A 20,438-nucleotide genomic window follows, 5' to 3' on the forward strand; every position below is an offset into this window, starting at 1 on the left:
CGCGGTGGGGGCTTCGGCGCCGACGATGGTGGCGGCCTTGCCGAAGCGGCGGCCGAACTCCTCGGCCAGCCAGCGGATCGAGGTCGTCTCGGGCCCGCTCACGTTCAGCGGCGACGTCGGCAGCGTGGCCACGGCGAGGCAGCGCAGCGCCTGCGAGTTGGCATCGCCCTGCCAGATCACGTTGACGTGGCCCATGGTGACGTCCACCGGCTCGCCCTGCCAGACCTTCAGGGCGACGTCCGCCAGCACGCCGTAACGCATGTCGATCGCGTAGCTGAGGCGAAACAGGCGCCCCGGCGTGCCGTGCTGCTGCGAGAAGTGCTCGAACATCCGCTCGCGGCCGACGCAGGAATTGGCGTATTCGCCCGGCGGCGTGAGCGCGGGCTCGGTCTCGCTCGCGCCCTGGCCGATCACCGGCACGAACGGATAGACGCAGGCGGTGGAGAAGGCGACGATGCGCGACTGGCGGAAGGTCTCGGCGACGATCGCCGGCACGTACGCGTTCATCGCCCAGGTGAGCGGCGTGTTGCCCCCGGCGCCGAACTTGCGGCCTGCCATGAAGACGACGTTCGGGCACCGCGGCAGCGCGGCAACGGCCTCGCGGTCCATCAGGTCGCAGGCGATGGTCTCGATGCCGTGCGCCTGCAGGCTGTCGCGCACGCCGGCTTCGGAAAAGCGCGCCACGGCGATCACGCGCCGATCGCCGGACATCGCGTTGCGGGCGAGCCGCGCCAGCGTCGGGCCCATCTTGCCGCCGACGCCCAGGATCAGGAGGTCGCCGTCGACGCTCGCCAGGTCGCGCACCAGGTCGCGCGAAGGCGTGGCAAGGTAGTCCTCGAGCGCCTGCTCGTTCTCGAAGCGTTCGGGCAGCGGCAGCTCGTCGAGCAGCGGCGTGGAGACAGTCATTGCAGTCGTGCGTCCTGGGTGATGAAGCGGCGTTCGAGCAGCAGGACCACCAGGTACAGCAGCACGCCCAGCCCGGTGATCAGCAGCACGGCCATGAACACGGCGGGAATGTCGAGGGAAGCCTGCACCTGGATCATCAGGTAGCCCAGGCCCTTGTCGGACGCGATGAATTCGCCGACGACGGCGCCGGCGACCGCCAGCACCGTGGCCACCTTCATGCCGGAGAAGATGTAGGGCAGCGACCCGGGCAGCTGGATGTAGCGAAACAGCTGCCAGCGCGAGCCCTTGAGCGCCCGCACCAGATCGAGCAGGTCGGGTTCGGTTTCGTTCAGGCCGCGGATCGTCGTCAGCAGGATCGGGAAGAAGCACAGGCTGAACGTGATCAGGATGTTGGGGCCGATGCCGTAGCTGAACCAGACGATGATCAGCGGGCCGAGCGCGACCTTGGGGATCATGTTGAGCGTCACCAGCAGCGGGAAGGCCATCAGCATCAGCTTGCGGCTGGTGACGAACAGCAGCGCGCACAGGATGCCGAGCACCACGCCCAGCGCGTAACCGGCGAACACCTCCAGCGCGGTGACGCCGGTGTTGGACAGCCATCTGAGATTCGGATTGGCCAGCGAGGCGACCACCTGCGACGGCGCCGGCAGGATGAACTGCTGCACGTGGAAGATCCGCACCACGGCTTCCCACAGCGCGATGGCGGCGACGTGGACCGCGACGATCAGGGCCCAGCGCCCCCACGGCGGCTGCTCGGTCGCCGCGAGGTCGGGCAGCGGCGGCGCCAGGGCGTTGTCGGTGGTGGTCATGGAGTCGGCAACCGGGATGCGGCGCAGATCATAGGAGCGGCCGTGGGCGGGTGTCAACCAGTTGGTTGATAAGTCAGCCGGCCTCGGGCCGCAGCGCGTTGAGGGTGAATTCGATGACGTGGCGGCGCCGCCGCGCCAGTGCCGCGCGCGAGGCGAGGCTGCGGCCGAAGATCGCCGACAGCGTGTGGTTGTTGGAGAAGAAGAAGTACGAGATGCCGGCGATCGAGATGTACACGTTCACGGCGTCGAAGTCGCCGCGGAACACGCCGCTTCTCACGCCATTGTCCAGCGTCGCCTCCAGCATGTCGCGAAACGGCGTGTGCATCCGTCGCAACTTGTCGGAGCCGAGGATGTGCTCGCCCTTGTTGCGGTTCTCGTCGGCGAGCAGGGAGATGAACTCCGGGTGCTCCAGCAGGTAGTCGAACGAGAAGCCGACCAGTTGCGCCATCGCCTCGCGCGGCTCCAGCTCGCCCAGCGACAGCCGCCGCTCCTTCTCGCGGATCTGCATGTACACCGACTCCAGCGCGGCCAGGTACAGCCCCTGCTTGCTGCCGAAGTAGTGGTAGACGAGCTGCTTGTTCAGGCCGGCGCCGGCCGCAATCTCGTCGACCCGGGCGCCCTCGAAGCCCTTGCGCGCGAACTCGGCGACGGCGGCGCCGACCAGCGCCTCGCGGCTGGCGGCGGGATCGCGGCGCGCGACCGTCTGCCGCCCCGCGGCTGGCGCGGTGCGGACGGGCAGGAGGGAAGGCGCGGGCTTGGTCACTGCGGGTCGGCGAGCATTGCCTGTCAACCAGGCAGTTGATACTATCAGACCGGATTTCCCTCCCCCTCTCCTGGAGTCTTCACGATGAAACACCTGCTGCCGGCGCTGGGCGCCGCCGCGCTGTTCGCCACGGCCACCGTCGCCGGCGCGGCCGAGCCGATGAGCCTGATGTTGAACTGGACGCCGACCGCCGACCACTCGCCGATCTACTACGCCAAGTCCAAGGGCTGGTACTCGGAGGCAGGCATCGACCTGTCGATCGAGGCCGGCAAGGGCTCCGCCGTGTCGGCGCAGCGGGTGGGCTCGGGCGGCGCCGACCTCGGGATCTCGGACCTCGCCACCTCCATGCAGGCCAAGGGCAAGGGCGCCAATCTCACCGCCGTGATGGTGATCTACGCCAACAGCCCGCAAGGCTTCTACTGGCTCAAGTCGTCCGGCATCAAGGGACCGAAGGACTTCGCCGGCAAGAAGATCGGCAACCCGCCCGGCGACGCCGCGCGCATCATGTGGCCGGCGTTCGCCAAGAAGGTCGGCCTCGACCCGGCCGCGGTGAACTTCGTCAACATCAGCCCGCCCGCCAAGGTCGCGGCCCTCAAGAGCAAGTCGGTCGACATCATCAGCGACTTCTACAACGAGCACGACCTCAAGGCCAAGGAATTCGGCGCCGACCTGGGCTTCCAGCCCTGGCGCGAGATCGGCGTCAACCCGTACGGCAACTCGATCATCGTGAACACCGCCTACCTGCAGTCGCACAAGGACCAGGTCGCGAAGTTCACCTCGATCACCCAGCGCGCATACGAGGCGTGCGTGAAGGATTTCAACCCCTGCCTGCAGGCGCTCACCGCGGCCGTCAGCGGCCTGAGCCCCGACAACCAGCGCGACCAGTGGGAGCGGATCAAGACGCTGATGCGCGACGAGACCACCACCAAGGTGGCGCTCGGCGCCTTCGACGGGGCCCGGGTGAAGAGCGACTACGACCTGGTGGCGACGCTGATCGGCATCGACAAGGGGTTCGACCCCTCGACCATGTTCACCAACGACTTCCTGGACAAGAAGGTGAAGATGCCGGCGAAGTAGGCGCGCCGCCGCGAGGCACCGCAAGGGGCGCCGCGGCGCCCCTTGTTCGTTGCCCCGGCCTCATACCGCCAGGTACCGCCCCGGCTTGTGGTTGACCGCGAGCGTGAGGTTCAGGACCACGGCGCCCAGCACCGACAGCGCGATGCGTTCCACGTCCGCCACGGCGAACGCGCCGAGCACGATCAGGCTGTCCAGCACCATCTGCACCTTGCCGGCCCGCCAGCCGAAGTGCTCCTGCAGGTACAGCACCAGCACGTTGAGGCCCCCCAGGCTGGCGCGATGGCGAAACAGGATCAACATGCCGGTGCCGCACAGCAGGCCGCCGAGGACGGCGGCGAGCACCGGCGACAGGTGCTGGAACGCCATGCCCAGCGGCAGCAAGTGCGCCATCAGCGACAGCAGGCCGACGGCGGCGAACGTCTTGAGCGTGAAGGCCGCTCCCATGCGGATCCAGGCCAGCACGTAGAACGGCAGGTTCACGAGGAAGTACCCGAGCCCGAAGTCGACGCCCGTGGCGTAGTGCGCCAGCAGCGCCAGCCCCACGGTGCCGCCGGTGAGCAGGCCGGCCTCCTTGAACAGGATCACGCCGAGCGCCACGAACAGCGTCCCCGTGGCCAGCGCCTGCAGGTCCTCGTACGGACGGTGACGGGCGACCGCCGGCGCGGCCGGGGCGGGGGTGGCGATGGCGGCGGGCGGGCTCATGGTGTTTGCCGACCTTACCTCGCGCGGCATGTCGCCGTCGTTGACGCATATCAGATGCAACGGCGTGTTGCAGCGGGTGCACGATTGATCCCCATCAATCCCAATTGGCGCATCCGGCCAAGAATGAGGACATGCCACTGCAGGAGAGTGCGGCGTGATCGACCGCGTGGAGAATGCGCCCCCCGAAGCGCCACTCGGCGAGGCAGCGCTGCATGCGCTGATCGAGCACGCCCCCGATGCGATCTTCGTGGCCGATCTCGACGGCCGCTTCGTCTACGTCAACGAAGCCGGTTGCCGCATGCTCGGCTATAGCCGGTCGGAATTGCTCGGACGCAGCCTCTACGACGCGGTGCTGCCCGGCGACGCCGAGCGGCTCGCCCGCGCCAGGACGGTGATGCTGGAGGGCCAGACCCGCGGGGCTGAATGGACCTTGCGGCGCCGGGACGGCAGCCTGCTGGCCGTGGAGGTGAACGCCAACATGACGCCGGGCGGCCAGTGGCAGGGATTCGTGCGCGACATCTCGGACCGCAAGGCGCTGCAGGCCGAGCGCGAGCGGCTGTTCGCCCAGGTCGAGGCCGATCGCCGCCAGCTGCAGACGCTGGTCGAGACCCTCCCCCTGGGGGTGGTGCTGTTCGAGCCCGACGGCACCATCGTGGCCAACCGCCGCTGCGAGGAACTGCTCGGCATGAGGCTCGAGCCCACCGGCGGCACCGCGCAGTACGCCGACCTCATCTTCTTTCCCGACGGCAAGCCGGTGCCGCCCGACGAACTGCTCGGGCGCCGCATGCTGCGCGGCGAGACCGTGCTCGCCGCCGAATTCCTGGTGCGCCGCTCCGACGGCAGGGAGCTGCCGGTGCTGGCGAGCGCCGCGCCGATCCGCGGCGCCGCCGGCGAGATCCTGGGCGGGGTCGGCGTGTTCCAGGACATGACCGAGCGCATGCGGCTCGAACGCTCGGTGGCCGAGAACGCGCGGCTGCTCAAGAGCGTGTTCGACCTGCTGCCCGTGGGCATCTGGATCGCCGACCGCGACGGCCGCATCGTCTCCAACAACCCGGCCGGCGAGCGCATCTGGTGCGGCGCCCGCCACGTCGCGCTCGAGCAGTACGGCGAGTACGTCGGCTGGTTCGTCGGCACGGGCAAGCGCATCGAGCCCGAGCAATGGGGAATGGCGCGCGCCATCCAGCGCGGCGAGACCACCATCGGCGAGCTGGTGCGCATCCAATGCTTCGACGGCTCGACCAAGACCATCATCCACTCGGCGGCGCCGCTGCGCGGCGAGAACGGCGAGGTCGCCGGGGCGATCGTGCTCAACGAGGACATCACGGCGCTGCACGACGCGCAGGATCGCCTGCGGGCGAGCGAGGAACTGTTTCGCGCGGTGTTCGACCTGCTTCCGGTCGGCCTGTGGATCGCCGACCGCGACGGCCGCATCACCCGCGGCAACCCGGCCGCGCACCGGATCTGGCAGGGAGCCGGGCAGATGGGGCCGGAGCAGTATGGCCGCCAGCAAGGCTGGCACGTCGAGACCGGCAAGCCCCTGTCGCCCGACGAGTGGGGCATTCCGCGGGCGCTGCGGCAGGGCGAATCGTCGACGCGCGACCTGATTCGCATCCAGTGCTTCGACGGCTCGTTCAAGACGGTGATCAACTGGGCCGGGCCGATCCGCTCCGACACCGGCGAAATCACCGGTGCGGTGGCCGTGAACGAGGACGTCTCGGCGCTGCACCAGACGCAGGAGCAATTGCGCGCCGCGGTGCGCGACCGCGAGGAGATCCTGGCGCTGGTCACGCACGACCTGCGCAGCCCGCTGTCGGCCATCAGGACGCTGGCCGCGACCCTCGGGCTGAAGGCGCAGCGGCTGCCCGGCGGGGAGCCGCTGCGGGCCATGGCCGACAACCTGATGGAGGTGGCCCGGCAGATGTCGGAGCTGGTCAACGATCTGCTGGCGGTGGCGGTGGTGCGCACCAACGGCTCGGTGCTGAAGCTGGTGCCCACCAAGGGCTCGGCCCTGCTCGAAAAGGCGGTGCGTTCGGCGCGGCCGGTGTTCGCGCGCGAGGGCATGCGGCTCGAGGTGCAGGTGGTGGGCCAGCTGCCGGTGGTGCAGGTCGATCCGGACCGCATCCTGCGCGTGTTCGCCAACCTGCTGGACAACGCGCGCAAGTTCACCGAGCCCTCCGGTGAGGTGGTGCTGCGCGCCGAGTCGCTCTCCGCCGGCGTGCGCTACTGCGTCGCCAACAGCGGGGCGGCGCTGCCGCCCAAGGAGCTGGAGGCGATGTTCCAGCCGTTCTGGCAGGCCGGGCGCAGCGACGCCCGCGGCGCTGGCCTGGGGCTGTCGATCTGTCGCGCGATCGTGGAGGCGCACGGCGGCAGCATCTGGGCCGAGCCGGCGGCCGGCAAGCGGGTGCGGGTCTGCTTCCTGCTGCCCTGCGCGCCGGCGACGTTCCCGCCCGCGCCGCCGCCGGCCTGACCGGGACGGTTCAGATCGGCCGGGTCAGGTAGACCGCCTCGCGGCCGACGATCGCGCTGCGCGTCGGCATGAAGATCGTGCACCGGTCGCACGGCGAGCGGATCTCCGTCGGGCCGTCGGTCGCGATCAGCTCGCCCTGCGCGAACTCCTCGAAGCCGAGCACCGGCCGCACGAAGCGGAACTGCGGCGTCTGGACCACCAGGGTCTGCAGCAGCTCGAAGCGGCGCTGCGGCGCGCGCGGCGCCGGCGCGCGGTCGATCAGCCCGAAGTGGCCGAGGAAGTCGAGCGTGACTTCCACCGCCAGCTCCGACGTGGCGCGCAGGAAGTGCTGCCCGCACTCGGCAACCAGCGCGACGCCGGGCCCGTCGGCCTCGCCATGGCGGCCGTGCTGGATGACCGGCGTGCCGCTGCCCAGGCCCTTGGGCATCACCAGGTGCACGGCGGGACGGCCGATCGCCAGCGCCGCGGCCGCGTTGCGCTCGAAGCCGGCGTAGACCCAGAACGGCTGGACCGGCTGCGACGTGGAATGCAGGTCGAGGATGTGATCCGCGGCGGCGACCACCGGCCGCAGCTCGCGCGCGCGCCGCAGCTCGGGGCTGTCCTCGGCGCCATCGAGCCACTCGGGCGACCAGACGCGATTGAGGTTGTGCACCAGCTGGCGGCTCTCGAACGGCTGGCGCCGGTCGAACGATTCGTAGGCGGCCACGTTGGCGAAGCTCACCGTCAAGGTGCCGATGTTCGGCCGCAGCCCCCGGTCCAGCAGGTGGGTCGCCGCCGTCATGCCGCACAGCTCGTTGCCGTGGGTCAGCGCATTCACGAGCAGGTGCGGGCCGGGCCGGCCGGATTCGAAACGGTGCACGTACGGGATGCCGGTATTGCCTTCGCGGTAAGCGGCAAGGTCGCGCGGCAGGACTTCGAGCAGCGGCTCGTCGGAGATGGGTGAGGTCTGGTCGGGCATGGCCCGACTGTAGCGGCCCGCGGCCCGGCATGCCGTACCATGGTCTTCCATTCACGAGCACGGACAGGAGGCGGTATGCCAAAGGGCGAACAGCGCAGCAACAAGATGGCCAAGAAGCCGAAGAAGGACAACACCCCGCCCAAGAGCCCGGGCACCTCGGACCGGCCGCTCCCGCCGACGACGGCCGTGATTCCGCGCGGCAAAGCCGCCAAGGTCAAGTAGCGCCGCCGCCGGCCGGCGGCGCCCTCAGCTCGCGCACCAGGGCGTCGCGCCAGAAGTGCGGCTCGGCATCGCGCCGCACGCAGATGCGCAGCTCGCGGCGGGCCCATGGTTCGTCCAGCGCGAGGACGGCCAGCCGGGTGTCGTCGCCCGGCTCCAGCGCGGAGCGCGGCACCACGCCGATCCCCGCCCCCGAAGCCACCAGCCGCGCGATCGCGCGGTAGCCCGACACGCGGATCCGGATGTCGAGCCGCGCGCCCAGCGCCGAGGCGTGATTGAGCAGGAAGGTGTGGATCGCCGCGCCGGGCTGCAGGCTGACGAACGGCTCGCCCAGGCACTCGGCGAAGCGGATCGCGCGCCCGCCGCGCCGCAGCGGGCTGTCCAGCGACACAAGCATCACCAGCTCGTCGCTGCGATAGGGAAAGAACGCCAGCGCCGGGTGCTCGGACTCGGTCACCACCACGCCGAGGTCCGCCCTGCCCTGCGCCACGGCGGCGATGACGTCGTTGCTGTTGCGCTCTTCCAATGTGATCCGCACGGCCGGATGGGCGCCGAGAAAGCGGCCCAGGTCGTCGGGCAGGAACGAGCTGATCGCGTTGTTGTTCGCGAAGAGCACCACCCGCCCGGTGATGCCATGGGCGAACGGCTGCAGGTCGGCGTGCATCTGTTCGAGCTGCGCCAGGCACCGCCGCGCGTGTTCGGCCAGGACCAAGCCGGCGGCGGTCGGCGCCACGCCGCGCGGCTTGCGCTGCAGCAGCGCCGAGCCGAACGTCGCCTCCAGGTCCTTGATGCGCAGGCTCACCGAGGAGGGCGCGAGGTTGCAGCGCTGGGCGCCGCGCGAGAGATTGCCCTCGTCGACGACGGCGAGAAACACCCGCAGGTCCATCAGGTCGTAATGCATAGGAAGTAAGCGCCGGCCGCCGGCGTTCGTCTGCGGCGAAGGCAGGCTTTGTTATATCTCGCTTTGAGCCGCCGCGGCCGCTGCCTACAGTGCCGCTGGTCGCCACCTTCGGGCCCGCCCCATGAAGATCACCCGCATCGAAGTGTTCGCCCTGCGCGCGCCGCCGCCGGAACGTCCGCACTGGACCAGCCACTTCATCGTGCCCACCGCCAACGAGATCCTGGTGCGCCTGCATACCGACGAGGGCATCGACGGCTTCGGCCTGGCGACCAGCTACACCCCGATCGACTTCGCGATCAAGGCCTGGAAGGGCGGCCTCGCCGAGCAGATCGTCGGCGAGGATGCGCTGGCCCCCGAGCGCCTGTACCAGAAGCTGTTCGGCCTGACCACCAGCAGGACCGCGAACGAGCGCGGCTGGTCGCGCGAAGCGCTGATCCGCATCTCGGCGGCCGTCGACATCGCGTGCTGGGACATCGTCGGCAAGGCTGCCGGCCTGCCGCTGTATCGCCTGTTCGGCGGCTTTCGCGACGAAGTGCCGGCCTACGTCACCTGCGGCTACTACCGCGAAGGCAAGGACAACGCCGAACTGCGCGACGAGATGCAGATGCTGGTGGCGCAGGGCCACACCGGCTTCAAGGCCAAGGCCGGCGGCCTCCCGCTGGCCCAGGACATCGAGCGCATGGCGCTGATGCGCGAGGTCATCGGCGACCGGGCGCAGTTCATGGTCGACCCGAACCGGGCCTGGGACCTGGCCACGGCGATCGAAGCGGCGCGCCTGCTGGAGCCGCTGAACCCGCGCTGGCTGGAGGAGCCGGTGCGCTGGGAGGACGACCGGCGCGCCCTGAAGCTGCTGGCGCAAAAGACGCGCATCCCGCTGTCGGGCGGCGAAAGCGAGATGACCAGCTACGGCTGCCGCGCGATGCTGGAGGAGCAGGCGATCCAGATCCTGCAGTTCGACTGCACGATGATGGGCGGCTTCACCGAGGGCCGCAAGCTGGCGGCGCTGTGCGAGCTCAATCACGTGCAGGTGGCGCCGCACCACGACTGCTTCATCCACGCGCACATCGTCGCCGCCAGCCCCGCCGGCTGCATCGTCGAGGCATTCACTGACCCGGAACGCGATCCATTGCAAGCGGAGCTGTACGAGGACCCGCCGGCGATCCGCCATGGCATCATGAAACTCAAGCAGCAGCCTGGCCTGGGGCTCACGCTCTCGACCGCTGCCCTCGAGAAGTACGGCCAGCGCATCGTCTGACGCACTGCCGCCCCGAACAACCAACAAGGAGCAACCATGCAACGCCGCGTCCTGTACCACGCCCTCATGGCCCTGTCGCTGGCCACGGCCGCCTGCGCCGCGTCCGCCCAGGCGGCGGCGAAGTATCCGAGCCGCCCGATCAAGATCGTGGTGCCGTTCGCGCCCGGCGGCACCACTGACGCGCTCGCGCGGCTGGTGGGCCAGCACATGACGCAGGACTGGGGCCAGGCGGTGGTGATCGAGAACAAGCCCGGCGCCGGCGCCACGCTCGGCGCCGATGCCGTGGCCAAGGCGCCCGGCGACGGCTACACCCTCCTCATGGGCGCGGCTCACCACACCATCGCGCAGAACGTCTACGCCAAGGTGCCCTACCACTTCGGCCGCGACTTCGCGCCCGTCACCGTGGTGGCGATGGTGCCCAACATGGTGGTGGTCAACGCCAACGTGCCGGCCAGGACCATCCAGGAATTCATCGCCCTCGCGAAATCGCAGCCGGGCAAGCTCAATTACGGCTCGGCCGGCGCCGGCACGGCGCACCACCTGATCGGCGAGATGTTCAAGCTGCGCGCCGGCGTCGATCTGGTGCACGTGCCGTACAAGGGCAGTTCGCCGGCCGTGGCCGACCTCCTGAGCGGCCAGGTGCAGCTGATGTTCGACACCGTCACCTCCGGCCTGCCGCAGGTCAAGGCCGGCAAGACCCGCGCGCTGGCCGTCACCACGGCCAAGCGCTCCTCGGCGCTGCCGGACGTGCCCTCGCTGTCCGAGACGGTATTGCCCGGGTTCGACGTCGGCACCTGGTTCGGCATCCTGGCGCCGGCCGCCACGCCGCCGGACATCGTCAACAAGCTCAACGCCGAGATCGTGAAGATCATCAACACGCCCGAGGTGCGCAAGCAGATGCTGGAAATGGGGTCCGAACCGGTGGGCAACACGCCGGCGCAGATGGCCGCCCAGATCAAGACCGAGCTCGACGCGTTCGGCGCGGTGGTCAAGCAGATCAAGCTGACGGTGGAGTGACGATGACGGTTTCGTATCGACCGCTCGGGGCCAGCGGACTGCGGGTGCCGCCGCTGTGGCTCGGCACCATGATGTTCGGCGACCAGACCAGCGAGGCCGAGGCGCGCAGCATCGTCGACGCGACGCGCGACGCCGGTCTGAACGCGATCGACACCGCCGACGTCTATGCGCGCGGCGAATCGGAGCGCATCGTCGGCCGCCTGATCGCGGCCGACCGGCCGCGCTGGATCGTCGCCACCAAGCTCGCCAACCAGATCGGCCCCGAACCCAACGATGTCGGGCTGTCGCGCCGGTGGCTCATGCACGAGGTGGACGTGAGCCTCCGGCGCCTGGGCACCGACTGGATCGACGTCTACTACATGCACCGGGACGACGAGGTCACGCCGATCGAGGAAACGCTCTCGACCATGGCGCGCCTGATCGAGGTCGGCAAGATCCGCTACTACGGCCTGTCCAACTTTCGCGGCTGGCGGATCGCCCGGGTGGTGGAGACGGCGCGCCGGATGGGCGTGCCGCAGCCGATCGTGTGCCAGCCGCCGTACAGCGCCGTCACCCGCCTGATCGAGACCGAACTGCTGCCCTGCTGCGACCACTACGGCGTCGGCGTCGTGGCCTACAGTCCGCTGGCGCGCGGCGTGCTCACGGGCAAGTACCAGCCCGGCGCGCAGCCCGAGCCCGGCAGCCGGGCCGCGCGCGGCGACAAGCGGATCCTGCAGACCGAATTCCGGCCCGAGTCGGTGGCGCTGGCGCAGGAGTTCAAGGACCATGCGCAGCGGCGCGGGATGAGCCCGACCCAGTTCGCGATCGCCTGGGTGCTGAACAACCGGCTGGTGAACGGCGTGATCGGCGGCCCCAAGACCCTCGCGCAGTGGCAGGACTACCTCGCCGCGTTGGCCCTGCGGCTGGACGCCGGGGACGAGGCCTTCGTCGACCGGATGGTGCCGCCCGGCTATGCGTCGACCCACGGCTACAACGATCCCCAATACCCCCTGACCGGTCGCGTGGCGGCGGCCTGAGCGCGCGCCCCCGCTGCCGCTGGCAGGGAAGGAGCAGCGGGACAAGGGCGCCGCGCGGCGCCCGCCTTCAGGCCATCACCCCAGCAGATTGACGATGATGTCCACGATCAGCTGGTTCTCGTTGCGCACCAGCACGATGTCGTTGCCCACCCGCGCGTAGCGATAGCCGTACGGGGCCGGCGGCAGCTGAACGATCACCGGCTGCGGCACCGGATAGAGCGTCACGCCGGCGGGCACCGGCTGGCCGACGGCCAGCTTGCGGGCCTGCCCGGGCGGCATGCAGCCGTTGTTCTTCTTGGCCAGTCCCGGCGGGCACTTCCTGGCGTGCCCGTACTGCTCGACGTAGTAGTGGCGCACGGCTTCGCGGTGCCGATCTTCGAAGTAGGCGCCCACCGGCACCTCCTGCACCCGCCGCCGCTCCTTGGCGGCGCGCCTGTCGTCCTTCTGCGCCTGCTTGCGGTCCTTGTCCCAGTCCTTCTGGGCCTGCTTGCGCTGCTTTTCCCAGTCCTTGCGGGCGTGCTTGTCCGCCTGTTCCTGGGCTTTCTCGGCGTGCTTGGCCTGGCCCTTGCCGTGGCCGTGCTCGTCGCCCTCGCCGCCTTTGGCCAGCGCGGGTGCGGCCGCGAAGGCCGCTGACAGCAGCAGGGCAAGGATGCGGATCGAATGCGTGGATGTGCTCATGGGGGCTCCTGTGACGGTTCCGATACTCAACGCCGAGCTTGCCGGCCGTGCCGACCGGCCGCTGTAGGACACCGTCGCCGGCCAGGCTCAGCCATTGGCCGATCCGCGGCCCTCCAAGGCAAAAGGCGCAGGAAGCGCAGCAGCCGCAGCACGAGCTGCGATCGTCTGGGCATCCTGCGCCTTCGGCGCGGGTGGCCGGCGCTCGGGCCGGCGGGTCACTGGCGCGACGGCGGCGGGCCGTTGCGGCCGGCCAGGTGCCGGAACGTGATCCGGCCCTTGGTCAGATCGTACGGCGACATTTCGAGCGACACGTTGTCGCCCGCGATGATGCGGATATGGTGCTTGCGCATCTTGCCGCCGGAATAGCAGATCACCTGGTGTCCGTTCTCCAGTGTGACGCGGTAGCGCGAGTCCGGGAGCACCTCGTCCACGTGACCTCGCATCTCGATCAATTCTTCCTTGGCCATGGTGAGTCTCTCCTGTGCGTTTAATGGGCCGCGCGCGGAACGCGCGAAATTTCGGGGTGGCCGAGCCAGCGCAGGCCTTCGGCCGTCGCGTAGCGGATCGCCGCCAGCGGGTCCTGGAACAGCCGGGTGAGCCGCAGCAACCGGTCGCGACTGCCGGCGCCGCTGGCGCAGCGTACGGACACGGCGCAGGCGTACCAGCCATTGGCCATGCGGCGCGTCAGTGGGGCGATCCGGTACGTGCCAGCGGTGATATGGTGCTTGTCGTTCATTGCTCTTCCTGCGGCCCCCGCACGGCGGCCGCGTTTGCATCTGCCAGCCGGTGCTGGCTGGCGCTGATCGAACCCGCTGGCATTGCCTTCGCGCGAAGGGCCGGGACTGCGTCTGGAGGGTGGCTGGCCTGCTGGGGCCGGCGCGACGGACCGGCAAGGCCCGGCAAGACGCGTGCGCAGTGAGGATCGGCAACCGGCACCCGCGTGAGGCGGTCGCCAAGCTCGATCGCCTGCGCCATCGAAGTCCGCTATTCTACCCGGGCGCGGGTTTTCGCGCTGGCGGCCGGGCGATCGGCCCGGCCTCAAACCGTGGCAAGGGCCGGCGCGATCGCGCTGGTCGACAGCGCCAGCCGCTCCGCCGAGATGTACTGCTGGCGGAAGGTCTCGAACGGAATGCGGTCGGAACCCTCGATCGCCTGCTGATCGCGCACCGACTGCTCGGTCATCGCCTCGAACTTGGACTGCATGCCGGCGCCGAACGGCAGCCCCAGGACCTTCTCGCGCGCCTGCCGCGAGTAGGCGCAGCCGAACGCGGTGAAGTTGTCGGCGAAATCGGCCTTCATCACCGCCAGCACCCGCGCCGAAGGCAGCAGGTCGGGCTGCGCCAGCAGCGCCTGGGCGGACCGCACCGCATCGCTGTAGTCGGTGGTCTGGTGGGTCGCGTCGAGCACGGCCGCCACCGGGGCGAATGCGCCCATCAGCTCGGCGCCCCACTCCACCAGGGCGACCTCGCGGCCGCCGCGCTCCAGCATCAAGCCGGGCTGGCGTCCGTAGGCGGCCGTCTGGTGCTGGTTGCGGCCGAGCGCGGCGATCTCCTGCGGCGTGTCCGGCGGGCTGTCCGACAGCAGGCAGTGCAGCAGGAACACGTCGAGAAACCGCAGGGTCTGGGCCGTGATGCCGATCGGCACGAACGGGTTGAGATCGAGCAGCCGCACTTCCACGTACTCAACGCCGCGCTCGCGCAGCGCGTGCAGCGGCCGCTCGCCCCGGTGGATCACGCGCTTGGGCCGGATCGTGCCGTAGAACTCGTTTTCGATCTGCAGCAGGCTGGTGGCGAGCTGGTTGTACTCGCCGCCCGGGTTCACGATGCCCACCTTCTCGTAGGCGGGATAGGGCTTGGTGAGCGCCTCCTGCAACGAAGCGGCATAGCCGTCGAGCCCGTTGTAGCTGACGGCCAGGCTCGCCTGGGCCTCGCTCTGGTAACCCAGGCGCCCCATGCGCAGCGACGTGCCGTGCGGCATGTAGAGGGTGTTGGCGCTCAGCGGCTGCAGTTCGTGCTGGCGGCCCGCCACGAAACCGGTGCACACCGCCGGCGACGCGCCGAACAGGTACAGCAGCAGGAAGGCGTGGCGGCGGAAGTTGCGGATCAGGGCGAAGTACTGCTCGCTCGAGACCTCGGGCAGCGACCAGTTGTAGTGGATGCCGGAGATCGTCTGCATCCGGCGGCCGTAGCGATGCGCCAGGCCCATCCGGTACACGCTCTTGGCGCGGCCGACGTTGGACGAGCCGTAGCGCCCGATCGGGATGTTCTCGTCGGCCGGCAGGTTGCACGGCATGCTCGACACCCACATCAGCTCGTCGCCCAGGGCCCGGTACGTGAACTGGTGGATGTGCAGCAGTTCCTCGAGGCAGGTCTCGGGGGTGGCGTGCACGCCCGTGATCAGCTCCAGCTGCGCCTCGCTGTAGTCGGTGGTGATATGCGGATGCGTGAGGGCCGCGCCGAGCGCTTTCGGGTGCGGCGTCATCGCCAGCTGGCCGTCGGCCGTCGCGCGCAGGCTTTCCTTCTCGATGCCCCGGCGCATGCCCTTCAGGCGCTCGGCAGAAAGCGCGGCAAGGCGGGACTGGAGGGTGCTCATGTCGGGAGGGCTGGATCGGGTTCGGGGGGCAAAGGTAGCACGGCTGCGGATTTCATGCAGTCGCATGGGCCTATGCGAACGCGGTCTGCCGGCGGCCGAACCGGCGATCTTCGCACGACCGCGGCCGCCGGCTCGGCCGCTGTCCCTGCGCGCCCTGGGCCTTTGCCAACACCGGTTCAGGTCGGCCAGCTCCTCGGCGCAGACCGAATGCGCGATCGGGTATCCCTGCCATCGAACCTCGTGGCCCAGCGCCCGCCACGCGTCGCGCGACGTTTTGGCCGCGCTCGATCCGGACCACGGTGTCCTGCCGGCCGTGGGCCAGGATGATCGGCGTGAGCGCATTGGCATCGCTGCGCTGGGCGGCGGTGCCTCGATGTCGTCGAGCGAGCAGCGCAGCTGCCATGGTTACTCCACCGGGGTCCGGCAGCGGGCTTTGCGGGCGCGGATCACGCTCGCCCGGCGCGTCCGAAGCCGATCATGGGCGCTCTCCTACACATCGGTTGCGCAGCCGACCCCACACTGGGACGCAGCAATGAAAGGAACTCGGCTATGCAAGTGCAAGTGAACACCGGCAATGGCGTCGACAACAAGGAATCGCTGGAGCGCTGGGCTTCGGATTTTCTGAACGAGGCGCTGGCGCGGTTTCGCCGGGAGATCACGCGCATCGAGGTGCAGCTGACGGACGAAAACCGGGGCAAGGGCGGGTCGGACGACAAGCGCTGCATGCTGGAGGCCCGCCTGACCGGGCATGACCCGGTGGCGGTGAACCACCATGGCGAGACCCAGGACCTGGCGATCCGCGGCGCCTGCCAGAAGCTGTTGCGCGCCCTGGAGCACACGCTGGGCAAGCTCGATCGCCACCAGCACCGCGATCGCGAAAGCATTCGCAAGTCGGACAGCCTGATCGCCGAGCCGGCCAACGTCGACAGCGCCGACGGGGCCTGATCGCCCGCACCGTCCGGCCAAACCCGCAACCTGGGTCCCGGCCGCGCGCGACCGGGCGGCCGGAATGCGCACGAAAACGCCGGGTCTTTGACCGGCGTCATGCTTTTCAAGCTAATTCGGAATTATTCTCATTCCCGCAAACGATCCCAGCCGCACCCAGGCGCTGGGCCGCGAAAAGGAGTGAGATGCCTGCCGTTCCCCTCAGCAGTCTGCGCACCGGCGCTGCCGGTGTCGTCGCGCATGTCCTGCCGCCGCAAGCGCCGGCCGACGAGTTGCTGGTGCGCCGTCTGGCCGAGATCGGCTTCCTGCCCGGTGAGCCGCTGCGGGTGATGGCCCGGGCCCCCGGCGCCGAGCCGATCGCCGTGCGCCTGGGCCGCAGCACCTTTGCCCTGCGCCGCTTCGAGGCGGCCTTCGTCCAGGTGGAGAGCGCCTGAGATGGACGGCGCGACCATGCACCTGAAGATCGCCCTGCTGGGCAACCCCAATTGCGGCAAGACCGCCCTTTTCAACCTGCTGACCGGCAGCCGCCAGAAGGTGGCCAATTACGCCGGCGTCACGGTGGAGCGCAAGGAAGGCCTGATGCGCACGCCGTCCGGCCGGCTGGTGCGCGTGCTGGACCTGCCCGGCGCCTACAGCCTCAACCCGTTGAGCGTCGACGAGGCCATCACCCGCGACGTGGTGACCGGCATCCGGTCGGACGTGGACCGGCCCGAGCTGCTGGTGTGCGTCACCGACGCCACCAACCTCAAGCTCAATCTGCGGCTGGTGCTGGATGCGCGCCGCCTGGGGGTGCCGATCGTCGTCGCGCTCAACATGAGCGACCTGGCGCGCCGTCGCGGCATCACCATCGACCGCGAGGCGCTCGAGCGCGAGCTCGGCATGCCGGTGGTGGAGACCGTGGGCATCCACCACGAGGGCGCCCGGGCCCTGGTCGAGCATCTGGACTCGTACATCCACGCGCCGGCGCCCGGTGCCAGCCCCTGGACGGCGCCGACGCTCGACGAAGTCGTGCAGACGCAGCACCAGGTGCGCCGCATCCTGCAGGCCGCGGTGCACGAGCCGCGCGTGGACACCCGCGTCGACGACGCGGTCGACCGCGTGGTGCTTCATCCGGTGTGGGGCCTGCCGATCCTGGCCGTGGTGCTGTTCCTGATGTTCCAGGCGGTGTTCAGCTGGGCCCAGTGGCCGATGGAGGCGATCAAGCAGGGCGTGCAGGCGGTCGGCGAGCTGCTGCAGGCGGCGCTGCCCGAAGGCATGCTGCGCAGCCTGCTGGTGGACGGCGTCATCGCCGGTGCCGGCAGCGTGCTGGTCTTCCTGCCGCAGATCCTGATCCTGTTCCTGTTCATCCTCGCGCTCGAGGACTCGGGCTACCTGCCACGGGCGGCCTTCCTGCTCGATCGCACCATGGGGATGGTGGGCCTGTCGGGCCGGTCGTTCATCCCCCTGCTGTCCAGCTTCGCCTGCGCGATCCCCGGCGTGATGGCCACCCGCAGCATCACCAGCTGGCGCGACCGCCTGGTCACCATCATGATCGCCCCGCTGATGACCTGCTCGGCGCGGCTGCCCGTGTACGCGCTGCTGATCGGCGCCTTCATCCCGCACCGGCCGGTGGCGGGATTCTTCAACCTGCAAGGCGTGGTGCTGTTCGCGCTGTACGTGGCCGGCATCCTGTCGGCGATGGGCGTCGCCTGGGCCTTCAAGCACCTGCGCCGCAACGACGCGCCAGCGCCGCTGCTGATGGAACTGCCCGCTTACCGGATGCCGAGCGTGCGCAATCTCGCTCGCGGCCTGCTCGAGCGGGCCGGCATCTTCGTCAAGCGCGTGGGCAGCATCATCCTGGCGCTGATGGTCGTCGTCTGGTTCATCTCGAGCTTCCCGGCGCCGCCGAGCGGCGCCAGCGGTCCGGCCATCCAGTACAGCCTGGCGGGCATGCTGGGCCGCGCCCTGGAGCCGCTGTTCCATCCGATCGGCTTCAACTGGCAGATCTGCATCGCGCTGATCCCCGGCCTGGCGGCGCGCGAAGTCGCGGTGGCGGCGCTCGGCACGGTGTACGCGCTGTCGGCCACGGGCGAAGCGGTCGCCGAGCAGCTCGGCCCGCTGCTGCACGGCAGCTGGTCGCTGGCCACGGCGTTGTCGCTGCTGGCCTGGTACGTGTTCGCGCCGCAGTGCATCTCGACCCTGGCGACGGTGAAGCGCGAGACCAACTCCTGGCGCTATCCGCTGCTGATGGCCGGCTATCTGTTCGGCCTCGCCTACCTGGCGTCGTTCCTGACCTACCGCGTCGCCCTGGCGATGGGCGGCTGAGACAGAGGAGAAACCGCCGTGACCCAGACCATCATCGTCGCCCTGATCGTCGCCGCGGCCGTGCTCTACACGGTGTGGACGCTGATGCCGGCGGGGTGGCGCCGGGCCGGCGCCGCCCGGCTGGCGCAGCAGGCCGCGCGCTCCGGGATGGAAGCCGAGACGGCGCGCGAATGGCAGGTGCGGCTCGAGCGCGCCGGCGGGTGCAGCGAATGCGCCAGCTGCAAGGGCTGCGCGACGCCACGCCGCAACGCGGGCTGACGCCGCGGCTACTCGCCGAACGCGCCCGTGCGATGCACGGGACCGTGGTAGCCGAGGATCGCGGCCACCGTGGCCCCGGACGACTCGCCATCGGCGCCGTTGGACATTCCTGCGCAGGCCGTCATCAGGGCCACCACGCCGGCGAGGGCCAGCAACTTGTTCATCGTGTACTCCGTGTGATGCGCCTGCATTTGGCCCCCGGCGGTCCAACTGCCGTGTAGGAGGCCTTCGGCGCCGGTGGTCAGCCGTGGCAGGAACGGCCGCCACAGCGGCGATGTAGCAGTGTGTGAGCCCCCGCCGCGCCGTCGAACAATGCGCACACAAAGACAGGAGGCGCGCGTATATTGACCGGCGCCGGGGCCTCCCCGCGCCCGGCCCCGCCCACCAACCCTCCCTAGGAGCCTGATCATGAGAACCACGATGAAGAAGATGACTTGCCGCGCCCTGGTCGTTTCGCTGCTGGCGTTGTCGTTCCAGACCGCGCACGCCGGCATGATCGGCGCGGACCAGGCGGCCGCCGGCTCGGCCAGCGCCGACCGCGGCTTGGTGATGAGCGTGCTGGACCGCACCGAAACGACCCTGCGGTTGCAGCAGCAAGGCATCGACCCGGCGCAGGCGCGGGCCCGGGTCGCGGCGATGACGGACCAGGAAGTGCAGGCGCTGGCCCAGGACATGCAGTCCGCGCCGGCCGGCGCCGGCCTGAGCACCGGCGGCTGGCTGGCGGTGGTCCTGGTGGCCGGGCTGGTCTGGTATTTCGCCTTCCGCAAGTGATTCCGTCGGCGGAACCCGCCGCATGAGCGGGCCCGCTCGCGCCGCCCGGGCAGCGCGGCGCCTGGCTGGCGCGCTGCTGCTGGCGCTGGCTGCCGGTTGCGCGCAGCTCGTGCCGCAGACCATGGCCTTGCGCACGGCATGGCCCGAGGGCGTCGCGCGGACGGCGGAACTGGACACCGTTCCCTTCTTTCCCCAGGACGAGTACCAGTGCGGACCGGCCGCGCTGGCGACCGTGCTCGCCTTCAGCGGCCTGGCGGTCACGCCCGAGCAGCTGGTCAGCGAGGTATTCCTGCCGGCGCGGCAGGGCAGCCTGCAGATCGAGATGCTGGCGACGGCGCGCCGCCGCGGCCGCGTGTCCTACCAGCTCGCGCCGACCTACGGCGACCTGCTGCGCGAGGTGGCGGCGGGCAATCCGGTGATCGTGCTGCAGGAAGTGGGCATCCACCCGCTCTTCCCGCAATGGCATTACGCCGTGGTGAACGGCTTCGACTATCCGTCGGGCACCGTGTACCTGCGCTCCGGCCTCGAGCGGCGGCGCGAGATGCCGTTCACCGCCTTCGAGCGCACGTGGATGAAGAGCGCCTACTGGGCGATGGTGGCGGCCCCGCCCGAGCGCATCCCGGCGACCGCCACCCAGGAAGGATGGCTGGCCGCGGTGCTCGCCTTCGCGCGCGCCGAGCGCGGCGAGCCGCTCACCCAGGCGTACGCGGCGGCGCTCAAGCGCTGGCCCGACAACCTGCCGGCGGCGATCGGCTTGGCCAACCAGTACCACGCGCGCGGCGCTTACACCGAGGCGGTCC

23 protein-coding genes are annotated in these 20,438 nt (G+C 70.0%); 12 read left to right on the plus strand and 11 right to left on the minus strand.

Annotated elements, in window-relative coordinates; translation table 11 throughout:
- The 3 genes from VNT59_RS01835 to VNT59_RS01845 all read right to left on the minus strand — a co-directional run.
- On the minus strand, positions 1-906 hold a 906-nt coding region (locus VNT59_RS01835), incomplete at its 3' end, for an NAD-dependent epimerase/dehydratase family protein (protein WP_325496049.1).
- A complete protein-coding gene (locus tag VNT59_RS01840) occupies positions 903-1,715 on the minus strand; it encodes an ABC transporter permease (RefSeq protein WP_325496051.1) in 813 nt (270 codons plus the stop codon). The genes VNT59_RS01840 and VNT59_RS01835, both read right to left, overlap by 4 nt.
- 73 nt (positions 1,716-1,788) lie before the next feature.
- On the minus strand, positions 1,789-2,478 hold the full coding sequence (locus VNT59_RS01845) for a TetR/AcrR family transcriptional regulator (RefSeq protein WP_325496052.1): 690 nt from the start codon (positions 2,476-2,478) through the stop codon (positions 1,789-1,791).
- Between the two features lie 84 nt (positions 2,479-2,562).
- Here VNT59_RS01845 and VNT59_RS01850 point away from each other — a divergent pair, with 84 nt between their 5' ends.
- Positions 2,563-3,555, plus strand: coding sequence for an ABC transporter substrate-binding protein (locus VNT59_RS01850; RefSeq protein ID WP_325496053.1), 993 nt, complete (start codon positions 2,563-2,565; stop codon positions 3,553-3,555).
- Positions 3,556-3,615: 60 nt separating this feature from the next.
- Here VNT59_RS01850 and VNT59_RS01855 read toward each other — a convergent pair whose 3' ends face one another.
- Entirely contained in the window at positions 3,616-4,257 is a 642-nt protein-coding gene (locus VNT59_RS01855) for a YitT family protein (RefSeq protein WP_325496055.1), read from the minus strand.
- A 154-nt stretch (positions 4,258-4,411) separates the two neighbouring features.
- Here VNT59_RS01855 and VNT59_RS01860 point away from each other — a divergent pair, with 154 nt between their 5' ends.
- Positions 4,412-6,724 carry a PAS domain S-box protein gene (locus VNT59_RS01860; protein ID WP_325496057.1) on the plus strand — a complete coding sequence of 771 codons (2,313 nt, stop codon included), beginning with the start codon at positions 4,412-4,414 and terminating at the stop codon, positions 6,722-6,724.
- 10 nt (positions 6,725-6,734) lie between these two features.
- Here the strand turns inward: VNT59_RS01860 and VNT59_RS01865 are convergent, their stop codons facing one another.
- Positions 6,735-7,682 (minus strand): succinylglutamate desuccinylase/aspartoacylase domain-containing protein, encoded by a 948-nt coding sequence (locus tag VNT59_RS01865; protein WP_325496059.1) that lies wholly within the window; start codon positions 7,680-7,682, stop codon positions 6,735-6,737.
- Positions 7,683-7,757: 75 nt separating this feature from the next.
- Here VNT59_RS01865 and VNT59_RS01870 point away from each other — a divergent pair, with 75 nt between their 5' ends.
- Positions 7,758-7,904: a hypothetical protein gene (locus tag VNT59_RS01870; RefSeq protein ID WP_325496061.1), complete on the plus strand. Its 147-nt coding sequence runs from the start codon at positions 7,758-7,760 to the stop codon at positions 7,902-7,904.
- On the opposite strand, the gene VNT59_RS01875 is transcribed toward VNT59_RS01870, so the two are convergent.
- Positions 7,897-8,802, minus strand: coding sequence for a LysR family transcriptional regulator (locus VNT59_RS01875; RefSeq protein ID WP_325496063.1), 906 nt, complete (start codon positions 8,800-8,802; stop codon positions 7,897-7,899). The two genes, VNT59_RS01870 and VNT59_RS01875, sit on opposite strands and share 8 nt — an antisense overlap.
- Before the next feature lie 121 nt (positions 8,803-8,923).
- Between VNT59_RS01875 and VNT59_RS01880 the strand changes: the two genes are divergently transcribed.
- The 3 genes from VNT59_RS01880 to VNT59_RS01890 are packed head-to-tail and all read left to right on the plus strand — an operon-like array spanning position 8,924 to position 12,090.
- A complete protein-coding gene (locus VNT59_RS01880; protein ID WP_325496065.1) occupies positions 8,924-10,057 on the plus strand; it encodes a mandelate racemase/muconate lactonizing enzyme family protein in 1,134 nt (377 codons plus the stop codon).
- Positions 10,058-10,093: 36 nt separating this feature from the next.
- Entirely contained in the window at positions 10,094-11,074 is a 981-nt protein-coding gene (locus VNT59_RS01885; protein ID WP_325496067.1) for a tripartite tricarboxylate transporter substrate binding protein, read from the plus strand.
- Between the two features lie 2 nt (positions 11,075-11,076).
- A complete protein-coding gene (locus VNT59_RS01890) occupies positions 11,077-12,090 on the plus strand; it encodes an aldo/keto reductase (protein WP_325496069.1) in 1,014 nt (337 codons plus the stop codon).
- A gap of 75 nt (positions 12,091-12,165) precedes the next feature.
- On the opposite strand, the gene VNT59_RS01895 is transcribed toward VNT59_RS01890, so the two are convergent.
- From VNT59_RS01895 to gshA, 4 genes are all read right to left on the minus strand, one after another.
- Complete coding sequence (locus tag VNT59_RS01895) at positions 12,166-12,768, minus strand: DUF1236 domain-containing protein (protein WP_325496071.1); 603 nt, start codon at positions 12,766-12,768, stop codon at positions 12,166-12,168.
- A gap of 215 nt (positions 12,769-12,983) precedes the next feature.
- Positions 12,984-13,235 (minus strand): translation initiation factor IF-1, encoded by a 252-nt coding sequence (infA, locus tag VNT59_RS01900; RefSeq protein WP_325496073.1) that lies wholly within the window; start codon positions 13,233-13,235, stop codon positions 12,984-12,986.
- Between the two features lie 20 nt (positions 13,236-13,255).
- Positions 13,256-13,504, minus strand: a complete 249-nt coding sequence (locus VNT59_RS01905) for a hypothetical protein (RefSeq protein ID WP_325496075.1) — start codon at positions 13,502-13,504, stop codon at positions 13,256-13,258.
- A 302-nt stretch (positions 13,505-13,806) separates the two neighbouring features.
- Complete coding sequence (gshA, locus tag VNT59_RS01910; protein ID WP_325496077.1) at positions 13,807-15,360, minus strand: glutamate--cysteine ligase; 1,554 nt, start codon at positions 15,358-15,360, stop codon at positions 13,807-13,809.
- 549 nt (positions 15,361-15,909) lie between these two features.
- Here gshA and VNT59_RS01915 point away from each other — a divergent pair.
- The 4 genes from VNT59_RS01915 (at position 15,910) to VNT59_RS01930 (ending at position 18,867) form a co-directional block, all read left to right on the plus strand.
- Positions 15,910-16,305 (plus strand): HPF/RaiA family ribosome-associated protein, encoded by a 396-nt coding sequence (locus VNT59_RS01915; RefSeq protein ID WP_325496079.1) that lies wholly within the window; start codon positions 15,910-15,912, stop codon positions 16,303-16,305.
- 185 nt (positions 16,306-16,490) lie between these two features.
- On the plus strand, positions 16,491-16,739 hold the full coding sequence (locus VNT59_RS01920) for a FeoA family protein (RefSeq protein ID WP_325496081.1): 249 nt from the start codon (positions 16,491-16,493) through the stop codon (positions 16,737-16,739).
- 1 nt (position 16,740) lies between these two features.
- Positions 16,741-18,609 carry a ferrous iron transporter B gene (feoB, locus tag VNT59_RS01925; RefSeq protein ID WP_325496083.1) on the plus strand — a complete coding sequence of 623 codons (1,869 nt, stop codon included), beginning with the start codon at positions 16,741-16,743 and terminating at the stop codon, positions 18,607-18,609.
- 18 nt (positions 18,610-18,627) lie between these two features.
- The gene (locus VNT59_RS01930; protein WP_325496085.1) at positions 18,628-18,867 is read left to right on the plus strand and encodes a DUF6587 family protein; all 240 of its coding nucleotides are present in this window, start codon (positions 18,628-18,630) and stop codon (positions 18,865-18,867) included.
- Positions 18,868-18,875: 8 nt separating this feature from the next.
- On the opposite strand, the gene VNT59_RS01935 is transcribed toward VNT59_RS01930, so the two are convergent.
- The gene (locus tag VNT59_RS01935) at positions 18,876-19,031 is read right to left on the minus strand and encodes a hypothetical protein (protein WP_325496087.1); all 156 of its coding nucleotides are present in this window, start codon (positions 19,029-19,031) and stop codon (positions 18,876-18,878) included.
- A 244-nt stretch (positions 19,032-19,275) separates the two neighbouring features.
- Between VNT59_RS01935 and VNT59_RS01940 the strand changes: the two genes are divergently transcribed.
- Positions 19,276-19,638, plus strand: a complete 363-nt coding sequence (locus VNT59_RS01940; RefSeq protein WP_325496089.1) for a PA2779 family protein — start codon at positions 19,276-19,278, stop codon at positions 19,636-19,638.
- Positions 19,639-19,660: 22 nt separating this feature from the next.
- A partial coding sequence (locus VNT59_RS01945) for a PA2778 family cysteine peptidase (protein WP_325496091.1) occupies positions 19,661-20,438 on the plus strand: 778 nt, incomplete at its 3' end.

Source organism: Ramlibacter sp., from assembly GCF_035554825.1.
In the GTDB taxonomy this organism is placed as follows: domain Bacteria; phylum Pseudomonadota; class Gammaproteobacteria; order Burkholderiales; family Burkholderiaceae_C; genus Ramlibacter.